This window comes from Desmospora profundinema, from assembly GCF_031454155.1.
Taxonomy (GTDB): Bacteria; Bacillota; Bacilli; order Thermoactinomycetales; family DSM-45169; genus Desmospora; species Desmospora profundinema.
In genome coordinates this window covers 257,998-281,697 of record NZ_JAVDQG010000004.1, presented here as the reverse complement: position 1 = coordinate 281,697, position 23,700 = coordinate 257,998, and the positions used below count along the sequence as shown (strand labels likewise).

The 23,700-nt window shown below is 53.0% G+C and carries 25 protein-coding genes; 9 read left to right on the top strand and 16 right to left on the bottom strand.

Annotation, left to right across the window (positions count from 1 at the left end):
* Positions 1 to 503: 503 nt before the first annotated feature.
* From JOE21_RS10405 to JOE21_RS10395, 3 genes are read right to left on the bottom strand one after another with little or no spacing between them, the layout of a single operon-like run.
* Positions 504 to 1,019 (bottom strand): GNAT family N-acetyltransferase, encoded by a 516-nt coding sequence (locus JOE21_RS10405; protein ID WP_309865677.1) that lies wholly within the window; start codon positions 1,017 to 1,019, stop codon positions 504 to 506.
* The gene (locus tag JOE21_RS10400) at positions 1,016 to 1,573 is read right to left on the bottom strand and encodes a GNAT family N-acetyltransferase (RefSeq protein ID WP_309865674.1); all 558 of its coding nucleotides are present in this window, start codon (positions 1,571 to 1,573) and stop codon (positions 1,016 to 1,018) included. Before JOE21_RS10400 ends, JOE21_RS10405 begins: the two co-directional genes overlap by 4 nt.
* Complete coding sequence (locus JOE21_RS10395) at positions 1,566 to 2,387, bottom strand: inositol monophosphatase family protein (RefSeq protein ID WP_309865672.1); 822 nt, start codon at positions 2,385 to 2,387, stop codon at positions 1,566 to 1,568. The genes JOE21_RS10400 and JOE21_RS10395 overlap by 8 nt, the downstream gene beginning before the upstream one ends.
* A 150-nt stretch (positions 2,388 to 2,537) precedes the next feature.
* Here JOE21_RS10395 and JOE21_RS10390 point away from each other — a divergent pair, with 150 nt between their 5' ends.
* Positions 2,538 to 2,768: a hypothetical protein gene (locus JOE21_RS10390; protein ID WP_309865670.1), complete on the top strand. Its 231-nt coding sequence runs from the start codon at positions 2,538 to 2,540 to the stop codon at positions 2,766 to 2,768.
* A gap of 561 nt (positions 2,769 to 3,329) precedes the next feature.
* On the opposite strand, the gene JOE21_RS10385 is transcribed toward JOE21_RS10390, so the two are convergent.
* From JOE21_RS10385 to JOE21_RS10365, 5 genes are all read right to left on the bottom strand, one after another.
* Complete coding sequence (locus tag JOE21_RS10385; RefSeq protein WP_309865669.1) at positions 3,330 to 4,298, bottom strand: YbgA family protein; 969 nt, start codon at positions 4,296 to 4,298, stop codon at positions 3,330 to 3,332.
* Between the two features lie 190 nt (positions 4,299 to 4,488).
* Positions 4,489 to 5,394, bottom strand: a complete 906-nt coding sequence (locus JOE21_RS10380; RefSeq protein ID WP_309865667.1) for a TIGR01777 family oxidoreductase — start codon at positions 5,392 to 5,394, stop codon at positions 4,489 to 4,491.
* A 116-nt stretch (positions 5,395 to 5,510) separates the two neighbouring features.
* A complete protein-coding gene (locus tag JOE21_RS10375; RefSeq protein WP_309865666.1) occupies positions 5,511 to 5,903 on the bottom strand; it encodes a VOC family protein in 393 nt (130 codons plus the stop codon).
* Positions 5,900 to 6,577 carry an HAD family hydrolase gene (locus JOE21_RS10370; protein WP_309865664.1) on the bottom strand — a complete coding sequence of 226 codons (678 nt, stop codon included), beginning with the start codon at positions 6,575 to 6,577 and terminating at the stop codon, positions 5,900 to 5,902. Before JOE21_RS10370 ends, JOE21_RS10375 begins: the two co-directional genes overlap by 4 nt.
* Positions 6,578 to 6,626: 49 nt before the next feature.
* Positions 6,627 to 7,322, bottom strand: coding sequence for a DUF3891 family protein (locus JOE21_RS10365; RefSeq protein WP_309865662.1), 696 nt, complete (start codon positions 7,320 to 7,322; stop codon positions 6,627 to 6,629).
* Positions 7,323 to 7,496: 174 nt separating this feature from the next.
* On the opposite strand from JOE21_RS10365, the gene JOE21_RS10360 reads away from it, so the two are divergent.
* Positions 7,497 to 7,856 (top strand): hypothetical protein, encoded by a 360-nt coding sequence (locus JOE21_RS10360; protein WP_309865660.1) that lies wholly within the window; start codon positions 7,497 to 7,499, stop codon positions 7,854 to 7,856.
* A gap of 178 nt (positions 7,857 to 8,034) precedes the next feature.
* On the opposite strand, the gene yfkAB is transcribed toward JOE21_RS10360, so the two are convergent.
* From yfkAB to hmpA, 5 genes are all read right to left on the bottom strand, one after another.
* Positions 8,035 to 9,168 carry a radical SAM/CxCxxxxC motif protein YfkAB gene (yfkAB, locus tag JOE21_RS10355; RefSeq protein WP_309865658.1) on the bottom strand — a complete coding sequence of 378 codons (1,134 nt, stop codon included), beginning with the start codon at positions 9,166 to 9,168 and terminating at the stop codon, positions 8,035 to 8,037.
* 88 nt (positions 9,169 to 9,256) lie between these two features.
* On the bottom strand, positions 9,257 to 9,610 hold the full coding sequence (locus JOE21_RS10350; protein ID WP_309865654.1) for a DUF3221 domain-containing protein: 354 nt from the start codon (positions 9,608 to 9,610) through the stop codon (positions 9,257 to 9,259).
* Between the two features lie 342 nt (positions 9,611 to 9,952).
* Positions 9,953 to 11,170 carry an MFS transporter gene (locus tag JOE21_RS10345; protein ID WP_309865652.1) on the bottom strand — a complete coding sequence of 406 codons (1,218 nt, stop codon included), beginning with the start codon at positions 11,168 to 11,170 and terminating at the stop codon, positions 9,953 to 9,955.
* 13 nt (positions 11,171 to 11,183) lie between these two features.
* Positions 11,184 to 12,245, bottom strand: coding sequence for an ArsR/SmtB family transcription factor (locus tag JOE21_RS10340; protein ID WP_309865648.1), 1,062 nt, complete (start codon positions 12,243 to 12,245; stop codon positions 11,184 to 11,186).
* A 315-nt stretch (positions 12,246 to 12,560) separates the two neighbouring features.
* Positions 12,561 to 13,832, bottom strand: coding sequence for an NO-inducible flavohemoprotein (gene hmpA / locus JOE21_RS10335; RefSeq protein WP_309865645.1), 1,272 nt, complete (start codon positions 13,830 to 13,832; stop codon positions 12,561 to 12,563).
* Between the two features lie 104 nt (positions 13,833 to 13,936).
* Between hmpA and JOE21_RS10330 the strand changes: the two genes are divergently transcribed.
* A complete protein-coding gene (locus tag JOE21_RS10330; protein WP_309865642.1) occupies positions 13,937 to 14,437 on the top strand; it encodes a Crp/Fnr family transcriptional regulator in 501 nt (166 codons plus the stop codon).
* Between the two features lie 108 nt (positions 14,438 to 14,545).
* On the opposite strand, the gene JOE21_RS10325 is transcribed toward JOE21_RS10330, so the two are convergent.
* The 3 genes from JOE21_RS10325 to JOE21_RS10315 form a co-directional block, all read right to left on the bottom strand.
* Positions 14,546 to 15,667: a hypothetical protein gene (locus tag JOE21_RS10325; RefSeq protein WP_309865639.1), complete on the bottom strand. Its 1,122-nt coding sequence runs from the start codon at positions 15,665 to 15,667 to the stop codon at positions 14,546 to 14,548.
* Between the two features lie 347 nt (positions 15,668 to 16,014).
* Positions 16,015 to 16,431 (bottom strand): disulfide oxidoreductase, encoded by a 417-nt coding sequence (locus tag JOE21_RS10320; RefSeq protein WP_309865636.1) that lies wholly within the window; start codon positions 16,429 to 16,431, stop codon positions 16,015 to 16,017.
* 31 nt (positions 16,432 to 16,462) lie between these two features.
* Entirely contained in the window at positions 16,463 to 17,194 is a 732-nt protein-coding gene (locus JOE21_RS10315; protein WP_309865634.1) for a DsbA family protein, read from the bottom strand.
* A 499-nt stretch (positions 17,195 to 17,693) separates the two neighbouring features.
* Between JOE21_RS10315 and JOE21_RS10310 the strand changes: the two genes are divergently transcribed.
* The 6 genes from JOE21_RS10310 to JOE21_RS10285 all read left to right on the top strand — a co-directional run bounded on the left by JOE21_RS10310 (position 17,694) and on the right by JOE21_RS10285 (position 22,726).
* Positions 17,694 to 18,641: an L-lactate dehydrogenase gene (locus tag JOE21_RS10310; protein ID WP_309865631.1), complete on the top strand. Its 948-nt coding sequence runs from the start codon at positions 17,694 to 17,696 to the stop codon at positions 18,639 to 18,641.
* A gap of 340 nt (positions 18,642 to 18,981) precedes the next feature.
* Positions 18,982 to 19,194 (top strand): hypothetical protein, encoded by a 213-nt coding sequence (locus JOE21_RS10305; RefSeq protein WP_309865629.1) that lies wholly within the window; start codon positions 18,982 to 18,984, stop codon positions 19,192 to 19,194.
* A gap of 134 nt (positions 19,195 to 19,328) precedes the next feature.
* A complete protein-coding gene (locus tag JOE21_RS10300) occupies positions 19,329 to 20,075 on the top strand; it encodes an ABC transporter ATP-binding protein (protein ID WP_309865627.1) in 747 nt (248 codons plus the stop codon).
* Positions 20,050 to 21,510: a hypothetical protein gene (locus JOE21_RS10295; protein WP_309865624.1), complete on the top strand. Its 1,461-nt coding sequence runs from the start codon at positions 20,050 to 20,052 to the stop codon at positions 21,508 to 21,510. The genes JOE21_RS10300 and JOE21_RS10295 overlap by 26 nt, the downstream gene beginning before the upstream one ends.
* On the top strand, positions 21,503 to 22,393 hold the full coding sequence (locus JOE21_RS10290; RefSeq protein WP_309865621.1) for a PqqD family protein: 891 nt from the start codon (positions 21,503 to 21,505) through the stop codon (positions 22,391 to 22,393). The genes JOE21_RS10295 and JOE21_RS10290 overlap by 8 nt, the downstream gene beginning before the upstream one ends.
* 63 nt (positions 22,394 to 22,456) lie before the next feature.
* Positions 22,457 to 22,726 carry a hypothetical protein gene (locus JOE21_RS10285; protein ID WP_309865618.1) on the top strand — a complete coding sequence of 90 codons (270 nt, stop codon included), beginning with the start codon at positions 22,457 to 22,459 and terminating at the stop codon, positions 22,724 to 22,726.
* Positions 22,727 to 23,700: the final 974 nt, after the last annotated feature.

Sequence of the window (23,700 nt, the reverse complement as noted above, 5' to 3'; positions counted from 1 at the left end):
GATTCTATGAAAAAGGGAGCCGATGATACGGCTCCCCGATCGGATAAAGAAGGGGATTAGGGCGTGTCTAATCATTCATTTTCCCGGGAGAAAAAGGGAGGTTGGTATAGAGCACATGTCTCGCCTTGGTTCACTTCGTTCTCGGTCTCGCTATGCGCTCCGGGATCTCGCCCTACGGATTGTTCAGACAGGCCCTAGTCTTTGGCTTACTCTTCTTCCTCTGAGGAGTTCTCACGGGTAACGACCACTTCATGGGCATCCGCCACTTCCAGACCGAAGGCTTGGGCTATACCCAATCCAATCGCTTGGGACAGATCCTAAATGAACGCTTCATTCAAACATACCGAAAATAAAACCCTCAACCGGCTTTTGTTCCTACCACTCCTTCGCGTTTTTTTCCCCCGAACCCTTTCCCGGACAAACTGCCCAATTTTACGGGAAATTGGCGGAATCCATAAAAAAAGCACCCTATCACAGGGTGCTTGCATCGTTTCTTTTGGACATCACAATCCTCTCCACTCATCCTCCAACAGCCCCATCACACACAGGTTCCAATATTCATCCCCCATCCTGCGGGCATGACGGAGCACACCTTCCCGACGAAACCCGACCTTTTCATAACAGGCGATGGCGGAACGGTTAAAATCGAATACATACAAATCCAATCGATGCAGGCCTAATCCCTCGAAACCGATGCGCACCGCTTCCTCCACCATCGCGGCTCCCAAGCCGCCGCCGCGCCGATGCGGATCCAATAACACACGGGAGACTGTTGCCGAACGGTTTTCCAAGTTGATATGGTTTAGCTCCACATGCCCTGCCATCTCCCCGCTGTCCTGCAGAACCGCTTTAAAGTTGCGGCGAATGCCGGCTCCTTCTTCCACATGCGCCTTGATTTGTTCCTCATCCAGCGGAAACCGAAACTGCGGTCCAGCCCATTGCAGGAGAAACTCCGGTGAATCGGTCCATTCCACCAACCGCTTCCAATCTGCCGGGGCCAAGGGCTCTAAGCGAATCAATCCCGCTTCCTCCTCTCTCGCCACTCCGCTGCCAAGACAGCATATACCCGCGTATCCTCAAATCCATGAGGAAGCTTTACGCTTTGGCACAATGTCCCTTCATGCTGCATGCCTAACCGCTCCATCACCCGCCGACTGCGATGGTTGGATACGGCACAGCGGGCCTCGATTCGGTTCAGTCCTCTTATATCCACCAGATAATCGATGACGGCGATGCACGAGCGGGTAAGGATGCCGTGCCCTTCCGCCTCCCTGCCGATCCAATAACCGATCTCCGCGCTCTCATTCATTGCTTGAATCGTATGGGGGCCGACTACTCCCGCCAACTTCCCCCGGTGCCAGATCCCAAAATGAATACAGGTACCCTCGGCAAATCCTTTGAGTGCATCGCGGATAAAGGCGTCGCTGTCTGCCGGTTCCCGAGTGGTTTCCACCCATCCCATCCAAGGACGGAGCCGTTTTCGGTTGGCATCCACCAATCGGAACAAATCCTCCCCGTGATGTCTCTCCAGCAGCTTTAACGCGGTTTCGTCGTCGACGGGTTTCTCAAACACCCGTCACCCTCCCTTCGCGGGCTTGTTGAATCCAGTCGAGCCAGAGGGGGCGATTGTCCGGGTGGCAGGCGATCAGGTAGGGTTCGCGGCAGATGCCGGAGAACGGATGGCCGTCAAAATCCATCACACATCCGCCGGCCTCCTGCATCATCAAAACCCCGGCGTACAGATCCTCCCCCTCGGAATCGTACAACACGATTCCGTCCAGATCCCCGCGGGCAGCCATACACCAGATCAAGGCCGGCGACCACGTGCGCAGCGTCCGTTTAAACCCTCTGTCCAGGGTGTAGAACAGCCGCTTCGCCTCGGGATCGGTCTGCACATGATGACCCTGGATCCAGCTTACCGTCATCCGCTGCGGTTCCCGCCGGGGCGGCCCCAGATGCAGCGGTTGACCGTCGACAGTGGCGCCCCTTCCTTTGCGGGCCACATAGGTTTGTTCCAGGTGGGAGTCGTGGATCACCCCCAGCACCGGCACCCCCTGATGTACCAGCGTCACACAAACACCGTAAAGAGGAATCCCCAATGCATAATTGTTGGTCCCGTCCAGGGGATCCACCAACCAGTTCCATTCGCTGTCCCTCGATACGGTTCCTTGTTCCTCACTCCGTATGCCATGGTGGGGAAACCGGCTTCGGATCGCATCGACGATCAATCGATCTGCCGCTTCATCCACTTCCGTTACCAGATCCCCGCTCTCTCCTTTTTCCCGGACGATCATCCGGGTGCCAAATTGCTTTCGGGCTAAAGCCCCCGCTTCCCGCACCGCGAGAACCGCCGTCCGTTCGGCCTCCACCCACTCTTCTTCCAACAAGCAACCGCCTCCCCTATCGCTTTTTCCAATCCTTTTTATTTTAGCACGTGATTGTAGTCGGAGAACTTTCATCTTTTACACTCGCAGAAAAAAGGGTATGAAGTCCGTAGGTGAAACTATACTCAATCAAGTCCATGAGGAGGAAATACGATGAAAGTCGTCAAGCTGCCCCGAAAAATACTCAACCCGCTCGCTCTTCCGGGGATGGGAAGGAGCATGGAGTTGCACGGATTGGAAGAAAAGGCCCGTCACCAGATAAATGAAGCGTTCACCCGCAAAGAACTGTATGTGCAATTTGAAGATGGCGACACCACCTATCCGGTGATCAACCTGTGGTCGGACCCCCACGACCCCAGCCGGGTTACGCTCTTTATCGAGTAAAGTACGGAAGAACCATTTTCGACAGGCCTTTGAAAACGATAGAAACCCTATATTCCTCCCTTGCGTATTGATAGAATCACTTGGGAGGTGAAAAAATGGATTGGATTTACTTTTTTTCAGTTTTTGGATTTGGATTATTTCTGTACGCACTGCTCGACTTTTTCTTTGGAGATGGAAGTTCCGTCAGTTTTTTGCTTTCCCTGCTTGCCATCCATTTCATTTATAACGGAACCGTAAAAGACTAGAGCCTGTCTGAACAATCCGTAGTGCGAGATCCCGGGTTGGTATGGCCGTCTTCGTTTCGTTGCAAAAAGCGCATAGCGAGACCGGGAACGAAGTGACCTAGGCGAGACTTGTGCTCTATGAGTGCATAGCGAGACCGGGAGCTAAGCGAACCAAGGCGAAACTTGTGCTCAGTGAGTGCAAAGGCGAACCAAAAGCCATACCAACCCTCCCTTCTACTCATGAAAGATTGAATGACCAGATAGGCCTCTAGTTTTATGTTTTCACTTGAACTACAACGGCATCCCGCTCCATTATGCGGGATGCCGTTCTTCATCATTATTTCCACTTCCATTCTATTGCCAGAGGACTTAAATAGGTCTGTTTCTCCGCCCACCCGTCGGGATTTCGCCGGACATGGTGGCGCAACAGGGTCAACGGAACCGCTAGCGGAAGCCATCCTCGGTGATAGGCTTCCACGCATGCTCGCAATTCCTCCCGATCAGCGGGATCCAGCGTTGCTTCAAGCCGCTCAACCATGGCCTGCATCACCTTGGCGTGTTTGTCAGGAGTGGCCGGTGTCCACATCGCTTCCATCAAGCCGGTCTCATACCGGGTCAAGCACTCCTCCCAGGTGAGTGCGTCCACTCCCGACGCCAACCGGTCCAACCGGGGCAAGGCATCGGGAGAGTGTGCCGACAGCGCCATCTCATGACGGCGGTGAAACGCAAGCAAATCGGGAGGACCGGGATTGGATGCCAGCAGGCGCAACCAGCGGTGACGGGCGGCCACTGCTCCGATGAACCGGCTGAGCATGTCGGGATCCTTCAGCTTTTCCTCGTCCACCACCGGCAAGAGCGGGAACCGTTCCATCAGGGCAGATGCAAACAAACCTCGCCCCTGTTTTTCGTCCCCCCCTTTCCCGGTTCCGTGAATCGGGATGCGGTCCATCCCGCAAGAGGGGGAGCCTTTCTTCCATATGTACCCGCTCAACGGTTCCCGCTCCCACACTTTCGCCCGTCGTTCCGCCAATGCTGCCATGTCGTCAGTCCAGTCCTGTCTGGATTGGATCCCCATCAGGCGGGGGTGGCTCGGGCGGTCCGGATCCGCTTCCAAACGGATGGGTTCCCGGGGAACCCCCATCCCCAGTTCCACCTCCGGGCAAACAGGCACCCACTCCACATGACTTCCCAAAGAATCCACGATGAATCGATCCCGTTTGTGAGCCCCGTTGTAGCGCACCCGCTCCCCCAGCAGACAACTGCTGATTCCGATCCGGATCGGGGACTGATCCGGCTGCCACTCCATGGTATCGCCTCCCGTCCCAGCCTACCTACCAGACTGATTACTGTGATTGGTAATCGATTTTTTTCTTCCGGTAAAGTCGCTTCCTCTTCTAGGTCCTTCCCCCTGAGAAGTCGACAGACTTTGATATTTCATCTGCCGGTCCCATGCAGCACCTATCGTATCGGTGTATCCGGACGATATCCCTCTACGTCTATCCATCCAGCAAGGAGCGAAGGGCCGGTTCCAACTCCGGATGCCGAAAACGGTAACCCGTCTCCTCCAGCTTTCCCGGGAGAACCCGGCACCCCTGCAACAGCAACTCATCCGCCATCTCTCCCAGGATCAGACGCGCGGCAAATCCCGGCAGGGGAATCATCGTTGGCCGCTTCACCACTCGGCCCAGGACCCGTGTGAACTCGCCATTGGATACCGGGTGGGGAGAGACAACATTGACCGGGCCGCTGAGGTGTTCCTGTTCCAAAACATGCATAAGAATCGGAGGGACGTCCGCCAGAGAAACCCAGCTCATCATTTGCTTTCCCGTTCCGATCCGCCCTCCCAGCCCCCCTTTAAACAGAGGCAGCATGGCAGCCAGAGCACCTCCCTGCGGGCTGAGAACCACCCCGAAACGAAGGTGGACCACCCGGATCCCCGCCCGTTGTGCCGCTTGTGTGGAATGCTCCCACTCTTTTGCCACATCGGCCAAAAAGCCGCTCCCCTTAGAAGTGCTTTCATCCACTTTTTCCATCGGGTCCCGGTACCCGTAGTAGCCGATGGCAGAAGCACTGAGCCATACCTTGGGCGGTTGTTCCAATGCGGCCAACGTATCGGCCAGCAGGGCCGTCCCCCGTGTGCGGCTCTGCAAAATCCGCTCCTTTTGCCGAGGGGTCCAACGGCCTGCGGATATATTTTCCCCCGCCAAATGAATGAGGGCGTCCTGCCCCTCCAATCCGGCCGCCTCCACTTCTCCCCGCTCCGGGTCCCAACGTACTCCTTTTGCCTCCACCTGATCGGTGGAACGGCGAATCACCCGCGTCACGTCATCTCCCCGTGCTTCCAGATGCCGCATAAGGGCGGTTCCGATCAACCCGGACGAGCCTGTAATGGCAATGCGCATCCTCTTTTCCCCTCCCATTTCTTTCTACTCCTCGGCCTTACTTTCCCCCAATCCGGCACGATGAACCCTGTCCCCTATGGAAAAAGCCCGGTAATACCGGGCTTTTTCCATAGGGATTACTTCCATCTTTTCATCCGTTCATGCAGACTGCTGGTGTAACATTCCAGTTGGTTGCCGTCGGGGTCGAGAAAATTGACCACTTGGCCTCCTCCCCGCTCCATCGGCCCCCGTACCAGGGGCACCTGTGCTTCCCGTAGACGGCGGACGGCATCGGGAAAGTCGGTGTCGGCGATGGAGAAGGCCACATGGTCCACCCCGAGGGCGTTCGGATCGTGCGGACGGGGGGAGGAGAGCTGAATCAGGCAGACCCAAGCCTCCCCCCATTCCAAGTACGCATCCGTCCGCCCCCGATGAACCAGCTCCATCCCCAACACTTCCCGGTAAAAAGTAAGCGAGCGCGCCAAATCCGACACCCGGATCGTCACATGGTTAAACCCGATCACTTTCATGGCCGGTCTGCAGCCGTCGCGCCGGCCACTCTCGCCGCAAATGCTTCCAAATCCAACTCCTCCAGGGAGTGGAGACGATCATCCACTTCGCAGAAGGCCATCCCCGCCGTCACCGCATGAGGCACTATGATACATTTCAACCCGGCCCTTTTGGCAGCCAAGGCTCCATTGGGGGAATCCTCCAGGGCGACCGCCTCTCCCGGTTCCACACCCAACCCCTCCACCGCCAGTCGATACAAGGCCGGATCCGGCTTAGAACGTTCCACCTCTTCCCGGGTACGAATCACATCAAAACGGTCCAACAGTCCCAGGTTGGTCAGATGTCCTTCCACCCATTCCCGATTGGAACTGGAGGCGAGTCCCACTCCCCAGCCCAAGCGACGAGCCTGATCCAATACGGAGACCACGCCGGGAAGCTCCCGCTCCCGGGCGATCCCCTCCAGGTGACTGCGGCGCCGTTCATCCATCAGAGCTGAAAAGTCCAGCTTCCTTCCCACCAATTCCTCCAAATGGGCATACGGATCAAATGTACTGTCCGAGCTGCCGATCACCTCTTGCCAGCGTTCTGCCGGCAACTCCACGCCGTGAGCATGGTACAATTCTTGAAAACTTCTATATTCGTGGCTCTCTGTATCCAGAATGACGCCATCGAAATCGAACACCACCGCTCTCATCGTTTCCTCTCCCCTGACACGGATGGTTTTAAAACGCCAAAGATGATTCTTACTCCTCCCCCGTCTGGATCCTCACGACATCTGTACCGGTGGTCACCACATGACCGGCCTCCGTCAGACGTTCATACGGGATGCGAACGGTGAAAGAAGCAGAGAAGGGATTGGGATCCAGACGCAGGGTATGGCTTTCCTCCCAATGGGGATAAAAGCGCTGCCCCTGATAGTGAAAGCCGTCCCGGTACCAGGGATGGCGATTTTCACCGGGCGGGTTAAAACAGAGAAACAGGGAGAGATCATCACACAATTTCAACAAAGCCAAATCCGGTGCCAAGCGGGAACGAGTCTCTTTATCCATCTTTCGTTCCAAGCGTTCCTGACGCTTTTGCTCATCTTGGAGAAACCGGATGGCCATCTCGTCTGTCGCCTTTTCAAAAAAGGAAGCATAATGGCGGCTGCACAGGCAAGCTGCATAGGAGTCCCGCTCCTCCACCCAGTCGACCCCTTTCCGATAGGCAACGATTTTTTCTTGCATCGGGTGATCCACAAAGGTGAAGGGACGGCCAGACTCCGGATTCCATGTGGTGGTCCGATCCAAACTCTCCCATCCCACATCGTGATAACGAATGGCAAACCGAACCGAGGACGGGGGACGTTCCTTCCAATGCTCGGCAAAGTCCCCGGATACCCATCCGTGATCATGTTGCCGGATTAAATCCATCCCGTCATCGGTCTTCCGCAGGATCATCTCTCTCCCTCCTCAACACCACACCACTTGTTTCCACCATAACGGATCGGGGTGCGGTTTTCCAACCTTTTTCCTTGTATAAAAAAAACGATCTGAAAGAGGACAAACAAAATCGATAATATTCCACATATATTTATTGTCGTAGGCAACCCATTGCCAAAGGAGGTTTTCGGATTGACCGACAAAGAGTTCAACCCCCAGCAGCAAAAGGAAGGGGAGAAAGCCAAACAACCAGAGGCCCCTGATCCTTATGGACATCAATGGGCCCAACCTTCCGTCAGCCACTATGCATACGGCCAAGACCCCTTTCCCGAGGCCCATGCATATCAGTTTCCCGAGGAAGGAGAGGATCTGGACGCATCCCAGTACCACCGCTTCTACCCGCCTTATTTTCCACCTTATTTTCCGCCCTACTATCCACCACCCTATTTCCGCCCGTTTCCGCCCTACTTTCCCCCCTTCCCGCCGCATCGCCCGTTCCCGCCTCGCCGCCGCCCCTTTCCCCCTTATCCGTACCCCCCTTACCGTCCCTGAGAAAAAAACCCGTCGGTTGGGGAATCGACCCTGTATTTTTTTTGTAATGAAGAGGTCAACCAGCGGTTGGCTTCTTTTTTATGATAACGGCAAACGAAAGACGCTGCCCCTATACCAGGGACAACGCCTCCAAACCGGATCGACCCCTCTGCCTTTCATCCAAGGGAACAGGCATGGATTAGGAGGAGGAAAGGATGACCCCTGCCTGACGTTGCTGGAAGTCCCAGTTCGAATAGTACGCATCCGCCACCAGGATATTGGGACCGGTGCAGCGGGCCGCGGGACAGAAACAATGCAGCCGCTTTGCCTCGGGCCGTTCCAGCCAGCGTTGAAAGACGGCATCCAGCCGATCCCGCTCCACATTGCCCAAAGAAGGAACCTCTCCGAAATCAGTGACAAAGACATCCCCCGTAAACGTGTTGATATTGAGGCGATTTCGTCCATCAGGGTCGTGGCGGACCGTGACATTCTTCTCGCGGTGCAGACGCAGCCAACACTCCCGGTCAGCCGCTTCATCACTGCAAGGATAAAACGGAAGGGTTCCAAACAGTATCCACACCGATGGATCCCGCTTGTCCAGCAATTCCAGGATGGTGTTGCGGTAGGTATCCAGCGAGATCAGTTCCATTCCCTTTGCAAAGTCACTGGGATACAGGGGATGCACCTCGTGGCGGCGACATCCCATCTCGCTCACATCCCGGTGCATCCCCGCTACATACGGAGCAGTAAACGGACTGAGCAGTGTTTCCGCCGAAACGAACACACCCGCGCGGGACAGGGCCTTGGCGTTGTCCACCATGCGGTTAAACAGAGCCTCTGCGGCGGCAGGGGATACATCCCTCCCGTTTTTTTCAAAGGCAATCCGATGAAAATCCGCCGCATCGCGGTAATTGTAAGAAATATGTAAAACATCCACATCCTCGATCCAATCTTCGTAACGGGACAACGGCAGTGTCAAGTTGGAATTGATTTGTGTGTACAAGCCACGGGAACGGGCGTATCGAAGCAAGGGTCGGATCATATCCCGAACCACCTGCGGATTTAATACCGGTTCGCCCCCGGTAATACTGATCGTCTGCAGGGATTCTACTTCATCCAGACGGCGGATCAGTCGATCCACCGGCAGAAAAGTCCCTTCTTCCTGCACCAGCATTTCGCCGACGGCGCAATGCTCACAGCGCAAGTTGCACAGCTGGGTGACGGTGAACTCGACACTGGTCAGCTCGTATCGGCCCTTTTCACTGCGTGTGTACCAGGGATCCCAGGGGTCCCACACAGGTGAAAGGGATTTTTTTTGTTCTGCTTGTATCATCCTTATCCCCCGTTTCTTCTCCCTTCAGCAAGTGATGAGTATACCCCAGGTTCATCCAGCCGTCAAACTTCCCATCCCCAGGCAAGATTTACTGACTGCTTTGGATCAAAACCACTTTGGCATCCACCTGGGGCGGATAAGATTCGCGAACTCCCCCCTTAATCCAGAGGGAAATCCGTTGACCTTCCCGGATCTCCTCCGATTTCACCGCCGTCACATCGTCTTCCTCTTTCAGGTAAATGGATGTTTCCTTCGTGATGCTTACGGAATAGACGTCTCCCGACTGGATCAAGTCTTGCTCCGCCCGCAACAGGAAACCTTCATCCACCACCTCGGTCACATCGCCGATCACCGCCGGTTTTTCCGCCGGGATCCCCTGATCACCGCAGCCGGCCATCACCAGTAACAAACCGATCAAAGAAACCGCCCACCACTTCCGCATGCTGATCCCTCCTTTGGCAAAACCCTTCCATTGTCGTCATAGTGCCCCATCCGGTAACTTCGATCTATTTTTCTCGACCCTTACGCTAAAGGATCGGTCGGCTTGGTTTTCCGTCTTCGCTCCATGCACTCATAGAGCACAAGTCTCGCCTTGGTCACTTTACGTTCCCAGGTCTCGCTATGCGTGGCAGAGTCGACTCCGCCGGAAAACCAAGCCTCCCTCCACGAAAACACGATCAATATTGGTAGATGGAGCACTAGTAAAGGCAACCTCTTTTGGCTAAGGTGTCTCTGACCAGTCCTATCTGTCGATCCCAGTCGGCCGACGGCTGATCGGCAGACTTTACGCTCTTGTTGAAACCGGACCGGATGGCGACTCCTGCCCCCCGAATCGGATGCTCAACCAACGCCACCCCGCTAGGGAAGCGAGGATCACCACACCACCGGTCAAGGCCAAAGTGAAACGAATTCCCCATACACTTCCCATCCAGCCGGCTGCCACCGTTCCCAGCGGCATGACCAATCGCATCACCAACACCCGCAGGGAGAGCACCTGGCCGATTACTTCAGACGGCACCCGGGTCTGAAAGAGGCGAAGACAATGGACATGAAAGAAGGGAGCACAAAAACCGGCCAATCCCTCCATCACTAACGCCCAACCCAGGTGGGGAGCCCATGCCAGTCCGACAAACGTAGCCCCGCCGATCATATTGGCCCCCATCATCACGCCCGGTAAGGGCTGTCTGCCCTTCCACCGCAGCACCACCATCGAGCCGCACAAGTAGCCGATGGAGAACCCCGCCAAAAACCAGCCGTAAGCCAGGGAACCCCGGCCCAATTCTTCTGTGACGTAGGGCAGGCCCAACACGATCAAACCTGCGACGGCCCATTGGACCGCCGCCAGACTCCCGGTAAGAACGAGCAGAATGGAGTCCCGGCTAAACACTTGAAAGCCTTCCCGGATGGATTTCTTCCAAGACGGTAAATCCGTCGATTCCCTGCCGTACACCGGCGGCAGACCCGATAGAATCCACCCTCCCAGCGCATAAAACAATACGACCCCGGCCAGGTTCATCCCCACTCCTGCGAGGGCCACCGCCCAACCGCCCAGAATGGGTCCCACCATATTCATCAAGCGGAAAGCGGCATCGATGCGGGCATTGGCGCGAATCAACGATGTTCCGGAGACCAACGCAGGTAAAAGCGCCTGAGTCGACGGAGTGTAAAGGGCTTGAACCGTTCCCGTCCAAGCGGCCACCACATATAACACCCACGGCTGCTGCCATTGAACAATCACGCAGACCAAAGACAAGAGAAACGCCACGCTCCGGCTCCATTGGCACCATGCGAGAAACCGCGGCCGGTTCCAGCGATCCAGATAAGGTCCCACCCCCCACTGAACCAGCAGGGAAGGAAGAAAGTAGAAAAGCCACATCGTTCCAATTGCTGCAGGGGTTCCGGTCCAATGGAAGACCAACCAGGAGTTGGCCATGGTCCCCCAAGATCCCGCCAATGCGGATATTCCTTCTCCCGCCCATAATCGATAAAAGGACTTGGGCATCTTTCTACTCTTATTATGAAACATCCGAGGGACCCATTCCAAGATATTGTTCCAATTCCTCCTGGCAGACAGCCCAAGTGTGAGGGTGAATGGCATAACGGTTACCATCCACGGTCAATAAACGGGCGGAGCGCAACAGTGTGAGATGATGGTGCATCGTCGTTTTGGGTAATCTCAGCTCTTTTGACAGGGCCGGGAGAGTGTCCACCCCCCGGCGGACGGCACGCAGGGTCCGAAGTCGTTTTTCATCCGCCAGAGCCTTGTGCACCTGGATCCACAGAGACCGGGGGCGATCCGGGTCCCGTCTTTCGTCCAGGCTCTCATCGTCCACGGGATAATAAACAATCCGGGTATCGCGGTCGTCGGCTTGAATCCGCCACGGCCGGTAGACAATCTGAGGAATCAGCAGCACCCGCCGCACCCCTGGAGCCGGAATCACTTGGACCCCGTCCGTCACCCAGTGGACAAACGCTTCCGGGGTCAACCGTTTCCTCATCTCCTCCCGAACATGAACATCACGGGCCAGCACTTCCCGGATCCGCTCTTCTTCCGGTTCCACTATATGACGGTACCACCCTGCCAGCACTTCCATCAGATGGCATTTCAACCGTTCTCCGTGTTCACGGGTTACATAACGGATATATGCAGGAAAAAAAGGATGGTCTTCACAGTGCTCCACCAGCCGATCCGCGCTCTTCCGGTCTCCCCGGGCGGCTTCGTATCGGGCAGGTTCCCGCTCTTCCCCCAGATAAGGGAGAAGCCGAAACCGAAGATCCTTCTCCGTCAATCGGTTTAGAAAGGTCAGCCATTCATCCAACTGCGTAAAGCGGCCTTGGTGGAGAAGGAACAGCAATCCTTTCCACGTCTGATGCCGTTGGACCACTTCCAGTTCTCTTTTTAAGGGAGCTGGAAGCTTTTCCTCCACCTGACGCCAATAGGTTGCCGAATAGGAGAGGGTATGGTGAATATCCGGACGCGTTACTACCGCCACCCCCAATGCCGCCTCCCACAACACCGAATATTCCAATTCCACTTGATATCGTTCCTCGTGGGCAGACCAATCCATCACCTTCATTTTTTGACCCTCCTTCGATTCACCCCCTTTATTCTATAATTATCGTATATTATGTTCAATTTTTTTCGTATATACCCGAACGAAAAACGGCCCTCCTTTTAGGGCGTGTCTGAACAATCCGTAGGGCGAGATCCCGGGTCGGTATGGCTGTCTTCGTTTCGTTGCAAAAAGCGCATAGCGAGACCAGGGAACAACAGTGACCCTGGCGAGACTTGTGCTCTGTGAGTGCAAAGGCGAACCAAAAGCCATACCAACCCTCTCTCGTTCTTGCGGAAAATTGAATTACCAGACAGACCCTAGCAGGAGTGCCGTTTTTCATAATCGGCGGCGACGCTTGTACCGGTGGATGCCCGCTTGTAATCGGCTCATCAACGGTTGCGCGTACCCCTTCATCGGTCCGAACATTTCCGTATGAATCGTCCCAGAATCGATTCCTTCCGCGAGAAGGAACGCCATCATTGTCTGGACAAATCCAGGCGGTCCACAGAGATAAAAATCGCCGCAGGGAGGAAGGATCTCACGTAATTCAGACCGTTCGATCCGACCTTCATGGTGAAAGTGGCCCTTCTGTCGATCTTCATGGGTGGGAGTTTCATAGCAATAATAGGGACGGATCCAGGGATGTGCGTTGGTGAGTGCTTCCACTTCCTCCCGAAAGACATGTCTTCCCCCATCCCGGCAAGCATGGATCCACAGAAGGGGGCGTACCCCGCCCTCTTCTGCCACTTGCTGCAGCATCGCCATCAAGGGGGTGGCTCCAATCCCGCCGCTGATCAAGGTGACGGCATCCCTGCCTCCCTCCCGCAAGGTGAAATCACCGGCAGGAGCGGATGCCAGAAGGGTTTCTCCCACATTCATTTCATGCAGAAGGTTGGATACTTTCCCTGCGGGCCGTCCCCGGTCTGCATCCACCCGCTTTACGCTGATTCGAAAGCGATCCGGTCGGGGGGCTTCCGACAAGCTGTAATGCCGATTCAGTGCATAAGGTTCTTCCGGCGGTTGAATCCGGATCGTTAGATATTGACCCGGTTGGTAGACGGGCAACGGTCTTCCATCGACAGGCTTCAGAAGGAAGGATGTGACTTCGGGGTGTTCCCTCACCTTATCGGCGATGACGAAGCGACGAAAGCCCGCCCACCCACCAACCGCCCCTTCGGCTTTTCGGTATAGATCCTTCTCCACCTGAATAAAAACGTCGGCGATCACCTGGTATACTCGTTCCCACGCTTGCAGGATCTCGTCACGGGCTTCTTCGCCTAGTTCTTCCCGGATCGCCCATAACAGATTTTCACCCACGATGGCGTATTGTTCCGGTTTCACCTCCAACGCCCGGTGTTTGTGGGCAACCTGCTTGATTTGGGGAAGCAACTGGGGGAAACGGTCGATCTGTTCCGCTGCTTGGTATACGAAATGTGCCAGCGCCTCCGGTTGTTCACCTTTTTGCTGGTTTGCGCGGTTAAATTGGTTGTACAATTCAGGATGGCGGGAAAACATCCGGTCGTAAAATCGCCGGGTGATGGATGTGCCCCGCTCCTTTAAAATCGGGGCAGTGCTTTTGATGATTTTCACCGTATGTGCATCCAACATAGGACCATCTCCTTTTTCCTTCCGTTCTCTTTTAGCGTACGGGATGGTCCGTTCACACACCGTGACCCTGCTCACATCAATCGTGACGATGAGGTGAACTTCCAATGAGACTGCATCGGGGAGAAATCTTGTTCCGCCAAGGAGAGAGCGGAAATCTGTACCGCTTGGAAAAAGGACTGATCAAAGTCGTCCGTCTCCAGTCCGACGGATCTTCCTTGTTGTTCAACCTGTTGGTACCGGGAGAGTTTTTCCCGCACCACTCGCTTTTGTCCCCCCATCCCTATTTTGCTACCGCCATTGCCGTGATCCCCAGTGAAGTGACCGTTGTCCCCGCAGATTCCTGGTATCAGGAACTGGAGAAAAACCCCCATCAATATCGCCAAGTGGCTCTTCATCTGCAAACCACCTTGCGTTCGATCCAGGAGCGGATGGATTGGACCACCGCTCCCAGTTCCCAGCGCCTCACGCTTCTGCGCCAGTGGTTCCAACACCGTTTTCCCGCCGAACCGCTGGAGGAACGGCTGACCCAGGAAGAAATAGGCCAGCTGCTGGGGTTGACCAGGGAAACGGTGAATCGGCTCATGCGAAAAAGCAAGGAAAAATAAAACATCCCCGCCACATGGCGAGGTTGGAGATAAAAATAAGTGAAGGATGATTCCTTTTATCGACACGCCAAGCAGCCCCGCCGTTTTTCCGACAGGGTCGTCAGCGGATCATTTGTCATACTGATGACGGGTATCCAAAATCGACTGGATCTGTTCCCGGCTTGTCTCCGCCACCACCTGCATCATCGTTCGCACTTCTACAATTCCTTGTTCGGATACGAGATGGCGATCAAGCGCCCCTTCCACACTCTCACACATCGTCAGGATGTGATCTCGAAGCAGGCGGTACATCGAAAGTTCCACATGAGTGGGGCGACGATCATAAGCCAGCGCTTCCGCCCATTCTTCGGTGTCGTACAGCGGGATCGGATAGGAACGGCCCGATTCGGCCAAAGCCCATTTCATCCGCTGCATCATTTCCAAATCGAAGTCCACCATTTGCAACACCAATTGCCGAATCGTCACTCCCTCTTCCACCGGGAGATCCAGGTCCTCCTCTGTCAAACCCAGGATGGCTCCCTCCAGTAGATCGGGCCCTTTCCGGTACAGCTCCAGCAACTCTTCATCAGACAAACGCAAGCTTTCATGAAACGCAATCCGATACCCATCCGGGTCTTTAAAGGTAAGAACCTGTTCCACACCGGGACTTTCTTCCAACAAGAGGTCCGGGACCGCCAACACGGACAGATGTTCTTGAAAGAGGACCAAGTTCTCTCCGTAAAAGGAGAGAGTCCCTTCCGGTTCCACTTCACGGAAATGCCAACGGGCCGCCGGGGAGGATTCCTCCACTTCTTCCACCAAGGGATCTCCCGTCCACTCTTCGCCAGGGGTTCCCTGTTGGTCCGTCTGCTCTGCGGGAGCTTCCACATTCACCGGATCAACCGCTTTCTCCCCTTCCGCCGCCGGTCCGGTTTCCGCCGATTCTTCTGTTTCTGAAACCGATCCCGGTTCAGCCGGAACCGGCTCCTTGCTGTCCGCCCCTGACGTTGGATCCGTTGCAGACTCTTCAAGCTCGCCATCCACCACCTGGTCGGCGGGATAGAGGCTTCGGACGTCCAGTTCCGGGTTAGCCGTCAGGACCAACAGTTCCTGTCCCGTCCCGGTTAACTGTGCAGTTTGAATATCAGGATCCATCCAATCGACCCGGAAGCCCAGCTTGTCCCTGTAAAAGGTAAGGGACGTGTGGAAATCTGCAACACGGATCACGGATATTAAAAACGAATCGCTCACCTTCAACCTCTCCTTTCGGGTGAAACCCCTCCAGATTGTCGTCCTGGAAGGGCAACCTCTCCTTTCGGGTGAAACCCCTCCGTCACAAAAGAGAATCTCACCGCGGCTCTTATTTCCTGCCAAGGGAAAGCCTTGAGCCATCTATCGATAAAATAGCGGAATTTCGACTTGTCCTGTTTTTTCCCATCTGAGGGAATTGGTAAATCAAATGTACCAAAGAGAAAACATGTCATCAACATAAATGAAAAAAATTGCAATCTCATAGGAAAAGGGTGCCCTGGACATCAGGCACCCTTTTCCTTATGGGCGAAGCCCTCTCAATTGTAGTTCTGAAAGGGCACCCTGGATCAATCCACTTGGTTTCTCCCCACCCATAACAGCAGGGATATCAAGATAAAAGCGATTAACGCAAGAAACGGAATGGTAATAAAACCCAGCCAGTTAATATATTCCCCGCTACAGGGAACTCCTTGAGTACAAGGGGCCAATTCATCAAAACCCGGCATTTTTTGCTTCATATAATGGTAGACGGAGACCAATCCCCCAGTGAGACTGAGAGGCAAAGCATACCGTATGATTCTGGAATCGTCAAGATACGTCGCAATCCCCAACATAATGGCCAATGGATACATAAAGATCCGCTGCACCCAGCACAATTCGCACGGGATATATCCCATTACTTCGCTAAAGTACAGACTGCCACCCACGGCAACCAATGACACCAGCCACGCCAGGTATCGATGGTACCTTCGGACCCAAGCCATGGCAACCTCTCCTTTTGGGCGAAGCCCTCCCTTATTGTGCTTCTTCGATCGCTTGGTCGATGATGTTTTTCAGATTATTGTATTGGAAGGCTTCCTGCGGTTCCACCTTCCGTCCATTGACAAACAAGGTGGGAACAGAGGTAACCCCGGCTTTCCCCACAATCTGCCGATCCTTTTCCACCTGTTCTTTATACGTTTCATTCTCGATGTCTTTCTTCACCTGATCCGCATCCACTTCCGGTGTCTCTTCTTTAGCCAGCTTCACCAGGAGCTCCGGGGTAGCCCAGACTTGTTGTTCGTTCCCCTGGTTGTCATACAGCGCTTCAAAATAAGGCCAATAACTGTCCGGATCCTGCTGATACACGGATTCCGCCGCGATCGCCGCAGTCATGGAATCTTCCCCGATAAAAGGATTATTGACAAAGTAAAACGCTACTTTACCTTGATCGATATAATCTTTTTTCAATTGGGGATAAATCTGATCTTTAAATTGTTTGCAGGCAGGGCATTTGAAATCGCCGAACTCCACAATCTTCACCGGGGCATCCGGATCACCCAAAACCGGCTGGCCTTCATATTCGAAAATCTTTTCGGAAACTTGAGCTGCCTCCGGTTCTTCATTTGATCCTACAAACATTTGCACCAAGGCGAATATACCCAACCCTAAGAAGAGTACAATCACGGTTACCATCGTCAGGTTTTTCATTCGTTCCGACCGGGCTTCCGCCTGTTGCTTCTTGGCGTTTCTATTCTTTTTGGACATGATAGAACCCCCTGTCGCTCTCCCTCATCTTCACAACCTACCCTTTAGGGCGAAGCCCTTCCTAATTGTCGTCCTAGCAGGGCAACCTACCCTTTAGGGCGAAGCTCTTCAAATTGTCGTCCTATAAGGGCAACCTACCACACCATAATACCGTTGTTCTCAGACCATTTCAACGTTGTCAACAGGTGATCCAAGGGAATTTTTGTGACAATTGACAGGCTGGCCGGAATCTCATTTCAACCGGTAATAATGTTCATTTTTTCACAAATAGAAGGGAGTTATGGATCAACCATTCTCTCGATATTCATAGATAAATCCTGAATTAAGGATATTGACAAACCGATGACATCCCTTATATTTGTGATATATTTCACATATTATGTGTTATGATCATTTTGAAAGAAAAAAGACCGCTCCTGATAAAGGAAGGATGCCGATCGTCATCCCGGTGGACACCTGGCGCTGCTGAATACCGATGACTCAGAAAGGAGAGGTTCCGATGTCTGAAAAAAAGTCTAAAATTGTTCTAATCGGAAGTGGGGCCGTCGGTTCCACCTTTGCCTACACCGTGCTGCTCCAAGGATTGGCCCACGAATTGGTCCTCATCGACGCCAACCAGGACAAGGCGGAGGGAGACGCCCTTGATTTAAACCACGGCATGCTGCTGGCTCACCCCATGAAGATCCACGCCGGGGATTATTCCGACTGTGCTGAAGCGGACATTATCGTCCTTACCGCCGGTGCCGCTCAAAAGCCGGGTGAAACACGCCTGGATCTGATGCGGCGAAACGTCGCGATCTTTGACTCCATCCTCTCTCAGGTAACACGGTACAATAACGACGGCATATTACTGATCGCCACCAACCCTGTCGATATCCTGACCCAAGTCGCCCTGAAGCTGTCCGGATGGCCCTCCAATCGGGTCATCGGTTCCGGCACCCTCCTGGATAGCTCCCGGTTCCGTTATTTGGTGGGGAAACGGTTGAAGGTGGATCCCCGCAGCATCCATGGGCTGATTATCGGCGAGCATGGAGACTCGGAAGTACCGTTATGGAGTTCCCTCCAAGTGGCGGGCATGCCGCAAAACGATCTGCCGCAAAATCATCCCTGGCATCTAACGGCACCGGACAAAAAAGTCATCACAGAAGATACCAGACGGGCCGCCTACCACATCATCGAAAAAAAGGGTGCTACTTATTATGCAATCGCCTTGGCCTTGGCCCGGATCTGTGAAGCCATCCTGAAAGACCAACGATCCGTATTGCCCGTCTCCCACCCCTTTGAACCGGATCCGGACATCGGACCTGTCTGCCTCGGTATTCCCTGCGTAATCGGCCGTAACGGAGTGGAAGAAACCGTTCCTTTTCCGCTCTCCAAAGGGGAACGAATCGAACTAAGGAAATCGGCGCAAACATTAAAGCGGTTTATGGATCAGCTGGGATTTTGAAACCGGCCCCTTCCTCGCTCGTTGAGGAGGAAGGGGCCGGTTTCATTTTTGCGGAAATCGCCCGTCCTAACCGGATCTTTTATATATTTCTAAATCATCTAAATACAACTTCGGATTGTGCAATTTAGTGTAGTTCCAAGATTGTAGTCCGACCTTTATAATGCAAGGCAAGAGCTTCAAAACTGGCAGCTCATTCCTCTCATCGTTTATTGATGGACAAGCGGTTTCCAATCACTCTTCTTTATATTCGGGCAACCCGGCAACTTTTCAACAACTGGATTTTAAAGCTCTCATTATTAAGAGCTTTAAAATAAATAATTCCTTATGGAGGTGTCGGTTCATGCAATACGTTGCTCCGCAAGCGGATTGCACCCAGGTGCGTTCTGTGAAAGATGATGCTTGGTTCCTGGTCTTTATCGCTGTGTTGCTGGCTCTGGGAGCCACGATCGTTCTGGGCGCGGCTGTATGGTGTATCTACAACGGAAACGGCCGCTTCACAGGCGGGGTTAAATGGGCAAACGGACTCCAAGTCTGGATTGAGTGCCGACCGTAGTCTACATCCCTCCTTTTTAAACTTAGCCATCCTTTTTATGAAGGGTGGCTAAGTTTCATACTGCAAATGTCATTCAACCGTGCTACTATTTGTGTATATCGCAATATTCTTATGGGTTTGGAGGGAGTAAACAGATGCTTGCCATTCATCAACTATCAAAAAGATATAAAAATAACATATGGGCTGTCCAAGATTTTGATTTATCCATTAGAGCAAACGAATTGGTGGCGATTGCAGGTCCCAATGGATCAGGAAAAACGTCCATCATCAACTGTCTTCTCAGTATTATCGATCCCACATCCGGCGAGGTTCACCTGGATGGACACCCCAACGATTCCCATGAATTTAAACAACGCATCGCTTACGTTCCGGATGAGTTGATTCTGCCGGAAGCACTGACCGGCAGCGAATATTTGGATTTTGTCACATCGATGTACGAACACGCCAATGCGGAGAAGCGAAAGAATCTGATTGAACTGTTTGATATGAAAGCCGCTTTGAATGAACCCATTGAAACCTATTCCCACGGAATGAAGAAAAAGACGCAATTAATTGCGGCCTTCATGCTCAAAAGCAGCGTGGTGATTATGGACGAGCCGTTTCGCGGGTTGGATGTGGAAGCCATCATTATGACAAAGAAATTAATGAGCAAATACGTGGAGAAGGATGGCAGCATTTTATTGTCCACTCATGATCTGATGGCCGCCGAGAACATGTGCGATCGCATCGCCATCCTTTCCAAAGGAAAAAAAGTGGCGGAAGGAACCGTTGCAGATCTGAAAAAGGAGCATGGGTGCGCCAATTTGGAAGAGGTCTTTATGAAAGTATCCATGCTGAGCGATAGGAGTGCCCGCTTTGAAAAAATCATTGAAAATTTCTAAGCTGATGCTCAAGATCTGGAAAAGGGAAGTGGGGCGGATCCTCGACACGCGAATCAAAGTGACGGCAGCAGCGGCTGTCCTGTTTGCCATGGCCAGTTTGGCCGCGTTGGGAGGCTATCAGATCACCAGTGCCACTTTGGTGTCGTTTTTACATGGAGATACGCAGAATCTCACCTTGTTGACGGTCTCCATGTATTTAAACGCCTCAATCCTGGTTTCCCTCTTCTTTGTCGTGTTTAAAGCGATCACCCCCGACCAGGATCAGCTTTCCGTTAAATTAAGCTGGTTTCCGGTGACACGGTTTGAACGGAATTTGGGCTATTTCATCCCGTTCGTCAGTATCGTCTTAACGCTGGTCCTCTTTATCATCAGCATCATCTTGTTGCCTGCATTCATCATCCAGCAGGTCGGATGGAGCTTTGGTTTCGCTTTTTTTGCGGGGCTTCTTCTGCAAGCGTTTTTTACGCTGTCTCTCATCCAGCTCCTGTACAATGGGATTCACTTCCTCATGACGACCGGTAAGTTGCCTTTCGGGAAATTTTTCACTTTGTTTCTCGTCATTGTTTCTATCGTATATTACGCGATGGAGACCCTGAGCATCGAGGGGATGCTTGAAACATTCACTTCATTTGATTATCACGCCGCTTACCTGGTCTCCCCGCTGATGCTCCTCGCCATCGGAGAGCTCTCCGCCATGGAAGTGAACCTCTTTTTGATCTTTGTGATTTGGATCGGGGTGGTTGTCGCCTCGTTCGGCTCCCTGTTCCTCGTGCGGGTCCGGACGGAAAAGCGCTCTCCCAAGCTTTTGCGGTTACTCCCCATTCCAAGAGCAAAGTTTGGGGCGTTATTTGTCAAAGAGATTAAATCCCAAATCCGAAGTGAAGAAAACCTGCTCAACTTCTTTCTGGTTGCGGTCATGGTCCTGTTCGTCAATCTGCAATTCGATCTTTGGGGAAATGAGATCCTCTTATGGGTGTTGGCTGCAATTGTAGGCATGGTGGCAATGAACTCCTTCGGCCACGACAAAAAGATGATCGCTCTGTATAAGATATTCGACGTCAAACCCTACACCGCCGCAACCGCCAAGACGATGGGGTTATGGATATTGGCAGCCGTGCAACTGCTCATCTTTTGTGCCTTGACACTCACCATTCCCGCCAGCGGAAGCGGGTGGCAAATCGCATGGGTCGCCGTCAACTCCACCGCACTCTTTTATCTGACGGGCACTCTGATTCCATTGGATAAAAACAGCCCGCACATCGGACTCCTGTCGTTCCTGTTTCTGCTGATTCTCCTGGTTCCCATGGTGTTTATCGGCAATTACCTGACGAGTCATGCGCCGCAGGCCGTGCAAGCAGGAGCCCTCATCACGGCGGAATTATTGCTTGTGGCAGCGATTTTCGCTTCTCACCATTGGAGGTTTAACCATGAGTAAAATCGTTCCCTCTCTATCTTTCGGCGTCACTCTGACGGAGGAGGCGGTTTACGATGAGTACTTGGATGCATCCGTCCCGGTCAATGAAACCGCCCACGTCATCCTCACGGAAGTAGATGGAGAAAAAGGGATTGGGGAGATCGTGGACAACCTGGCTAAAAAATTTCATGTAGAAGAAGAGGTTCTGTCTCATGATATCGGCAATCTGTTTAAAAACCTCAACCAGAATTACTTGCTGAATTGGAGATACCAGACTGGAAACCGTGTAAAAGATATCGTGTTCCAATTTTTATCCCAATATAAGCCAGGCTATCACGAACGATTTGAAATGAATGAAACCGGCTTTCTCTCCATCTTCCTCAAAATGTTGGGGGTCGTCATCCGAAAAATCGTTTTGTTTTGGTCGGTGTTCATGGTTTTGGCGATCCTATCATTCCTCTACACTCAATCCGATTTCATCCTGCAATTTGCGTACTACTTCACCGTCGTCTATTTTGGTCTCATTACCGGATTTGCCCTGCATGAAACCATGCACGCCTACGTACATAGAAGAATGGAGCCGCAACGATCAGGCTTTCTCGCTGCCGATTGGATGTCCATCCGGTTTGTCCGGCCGGTGATCATGCCTTACCCCAAAAAGATGATCTGGGTTACCTTACTGGGGCCGTTGGTCCCGGGAATGACGGGAGTCCTCGGCCTCCTGTTGATCCCCGTCGTAAACACCGGCAACATGGTTACCTACACCCTCCTGTCATTTTTCGCCACTTACTCCCTTCACCTCTTGTATTTGCTTCCTTTTACAGGAGACGGAAAATCGATCATGAGCCAATTGGCGTATGTGCGGTTAAACAAAAAGGCGGCGGCCAAGCAACTGCACAAGTAAACCCCGGCATCCCCATCGACTACAATAAGAAAAAGGCTTCACCCGAAAGGAGAGATTGGTTTTATGGTTGCTTCCGTGAGAAATTCGTTGGTGCTCTCGTTTGTATTCAGTCTTCTCGTTCTGCCGTTCATCACAGTCGGACTCGTCTTCTACCACCTTTTTTCCGGTACAGGAGATCAACGCTTGCTATTTAACACGGTGACACTGACCACACAGGGAAATGCCTCCTTTTCCTTTTCGTTGGATCCCGCCTACTTTTTATTGATGGCCGCCGTTTTTGTCGCCACGTTTTTGGTCGTGTTCATCATCCATAAAGCGATGAAACGCCCCTGAAACCACAGGGAACGCTTTACCGGGCTGTCTGGTTCTTCACCCTTTTACCGGACCGAATCAACGCCAGGAGTCCCAGTAATATCGGCAAAGCCGTTTGCATGGGCAAATGGATGTACCGAGGAACCAGCACCAGCCCTTCCTGAACAACCCTCCGACGACCAGGATGAACAGAGTCAATACATCCTATACTCTAGATAAATTCCCCTATGTCGATTTGTCCGAGAGTCGTCAACAAAGGAAAAGGGGCCCGGCCCACAATGTTGGCCCCCAACACGGAAATATCAACCGCCATCAAAAAACTGATGGTCAGCCCGCTGAATACCATCGCTCCGATGGCGTTTTTTTATGACTCGTTCCTTTGGTTGGACATATGGAAACAGCATGGTCGTCTCACCATGGAAAATCTCCTCGGATTTCACTATCTTAAGGATCCGTTTCCTTCGGAATCCACAACAACTGTTGGAACTCGTTTCTTTCAGTATGAAGAGGGGAGAAGTAAACTTTTCCAGATATTCTCCAGCCTCCTTGATACAGAAAAGCACAAAAAAACCACTCTCTTTCGAGTGGCTGGAGATTCCCGACAAGTCCATCACAGAAACCGATCAGCTTCATCATGCGGATTCTTCGTTCACCCCATCCTGCCCGTGCCGGATCCGATACCGATATAACTCCGGCTGCATCCGGACTTCGCTCTCGCAACTTCCTCCGTTTTCCTCTACAATAGGGCTAACTCATTGGATCAGGTGGTCTGATGTCAACGACTCACCATTAGAAATGGTGAGCTTGTAACAATCCAGTCATGCGAGCGTCTTTCGACTCTGACCTTGAATGGATGTTACATCAGGGCAGGTTGACAGCTACCCGTACTCGATCAGGCATGCTGACCGAGTTCCTGCACAACGGTACTCCCATTCCCAGATGTGTAGGTAGATTCCTACTTCCCCAGGGTGTATGGATCGCTTGGTGATTCGGCA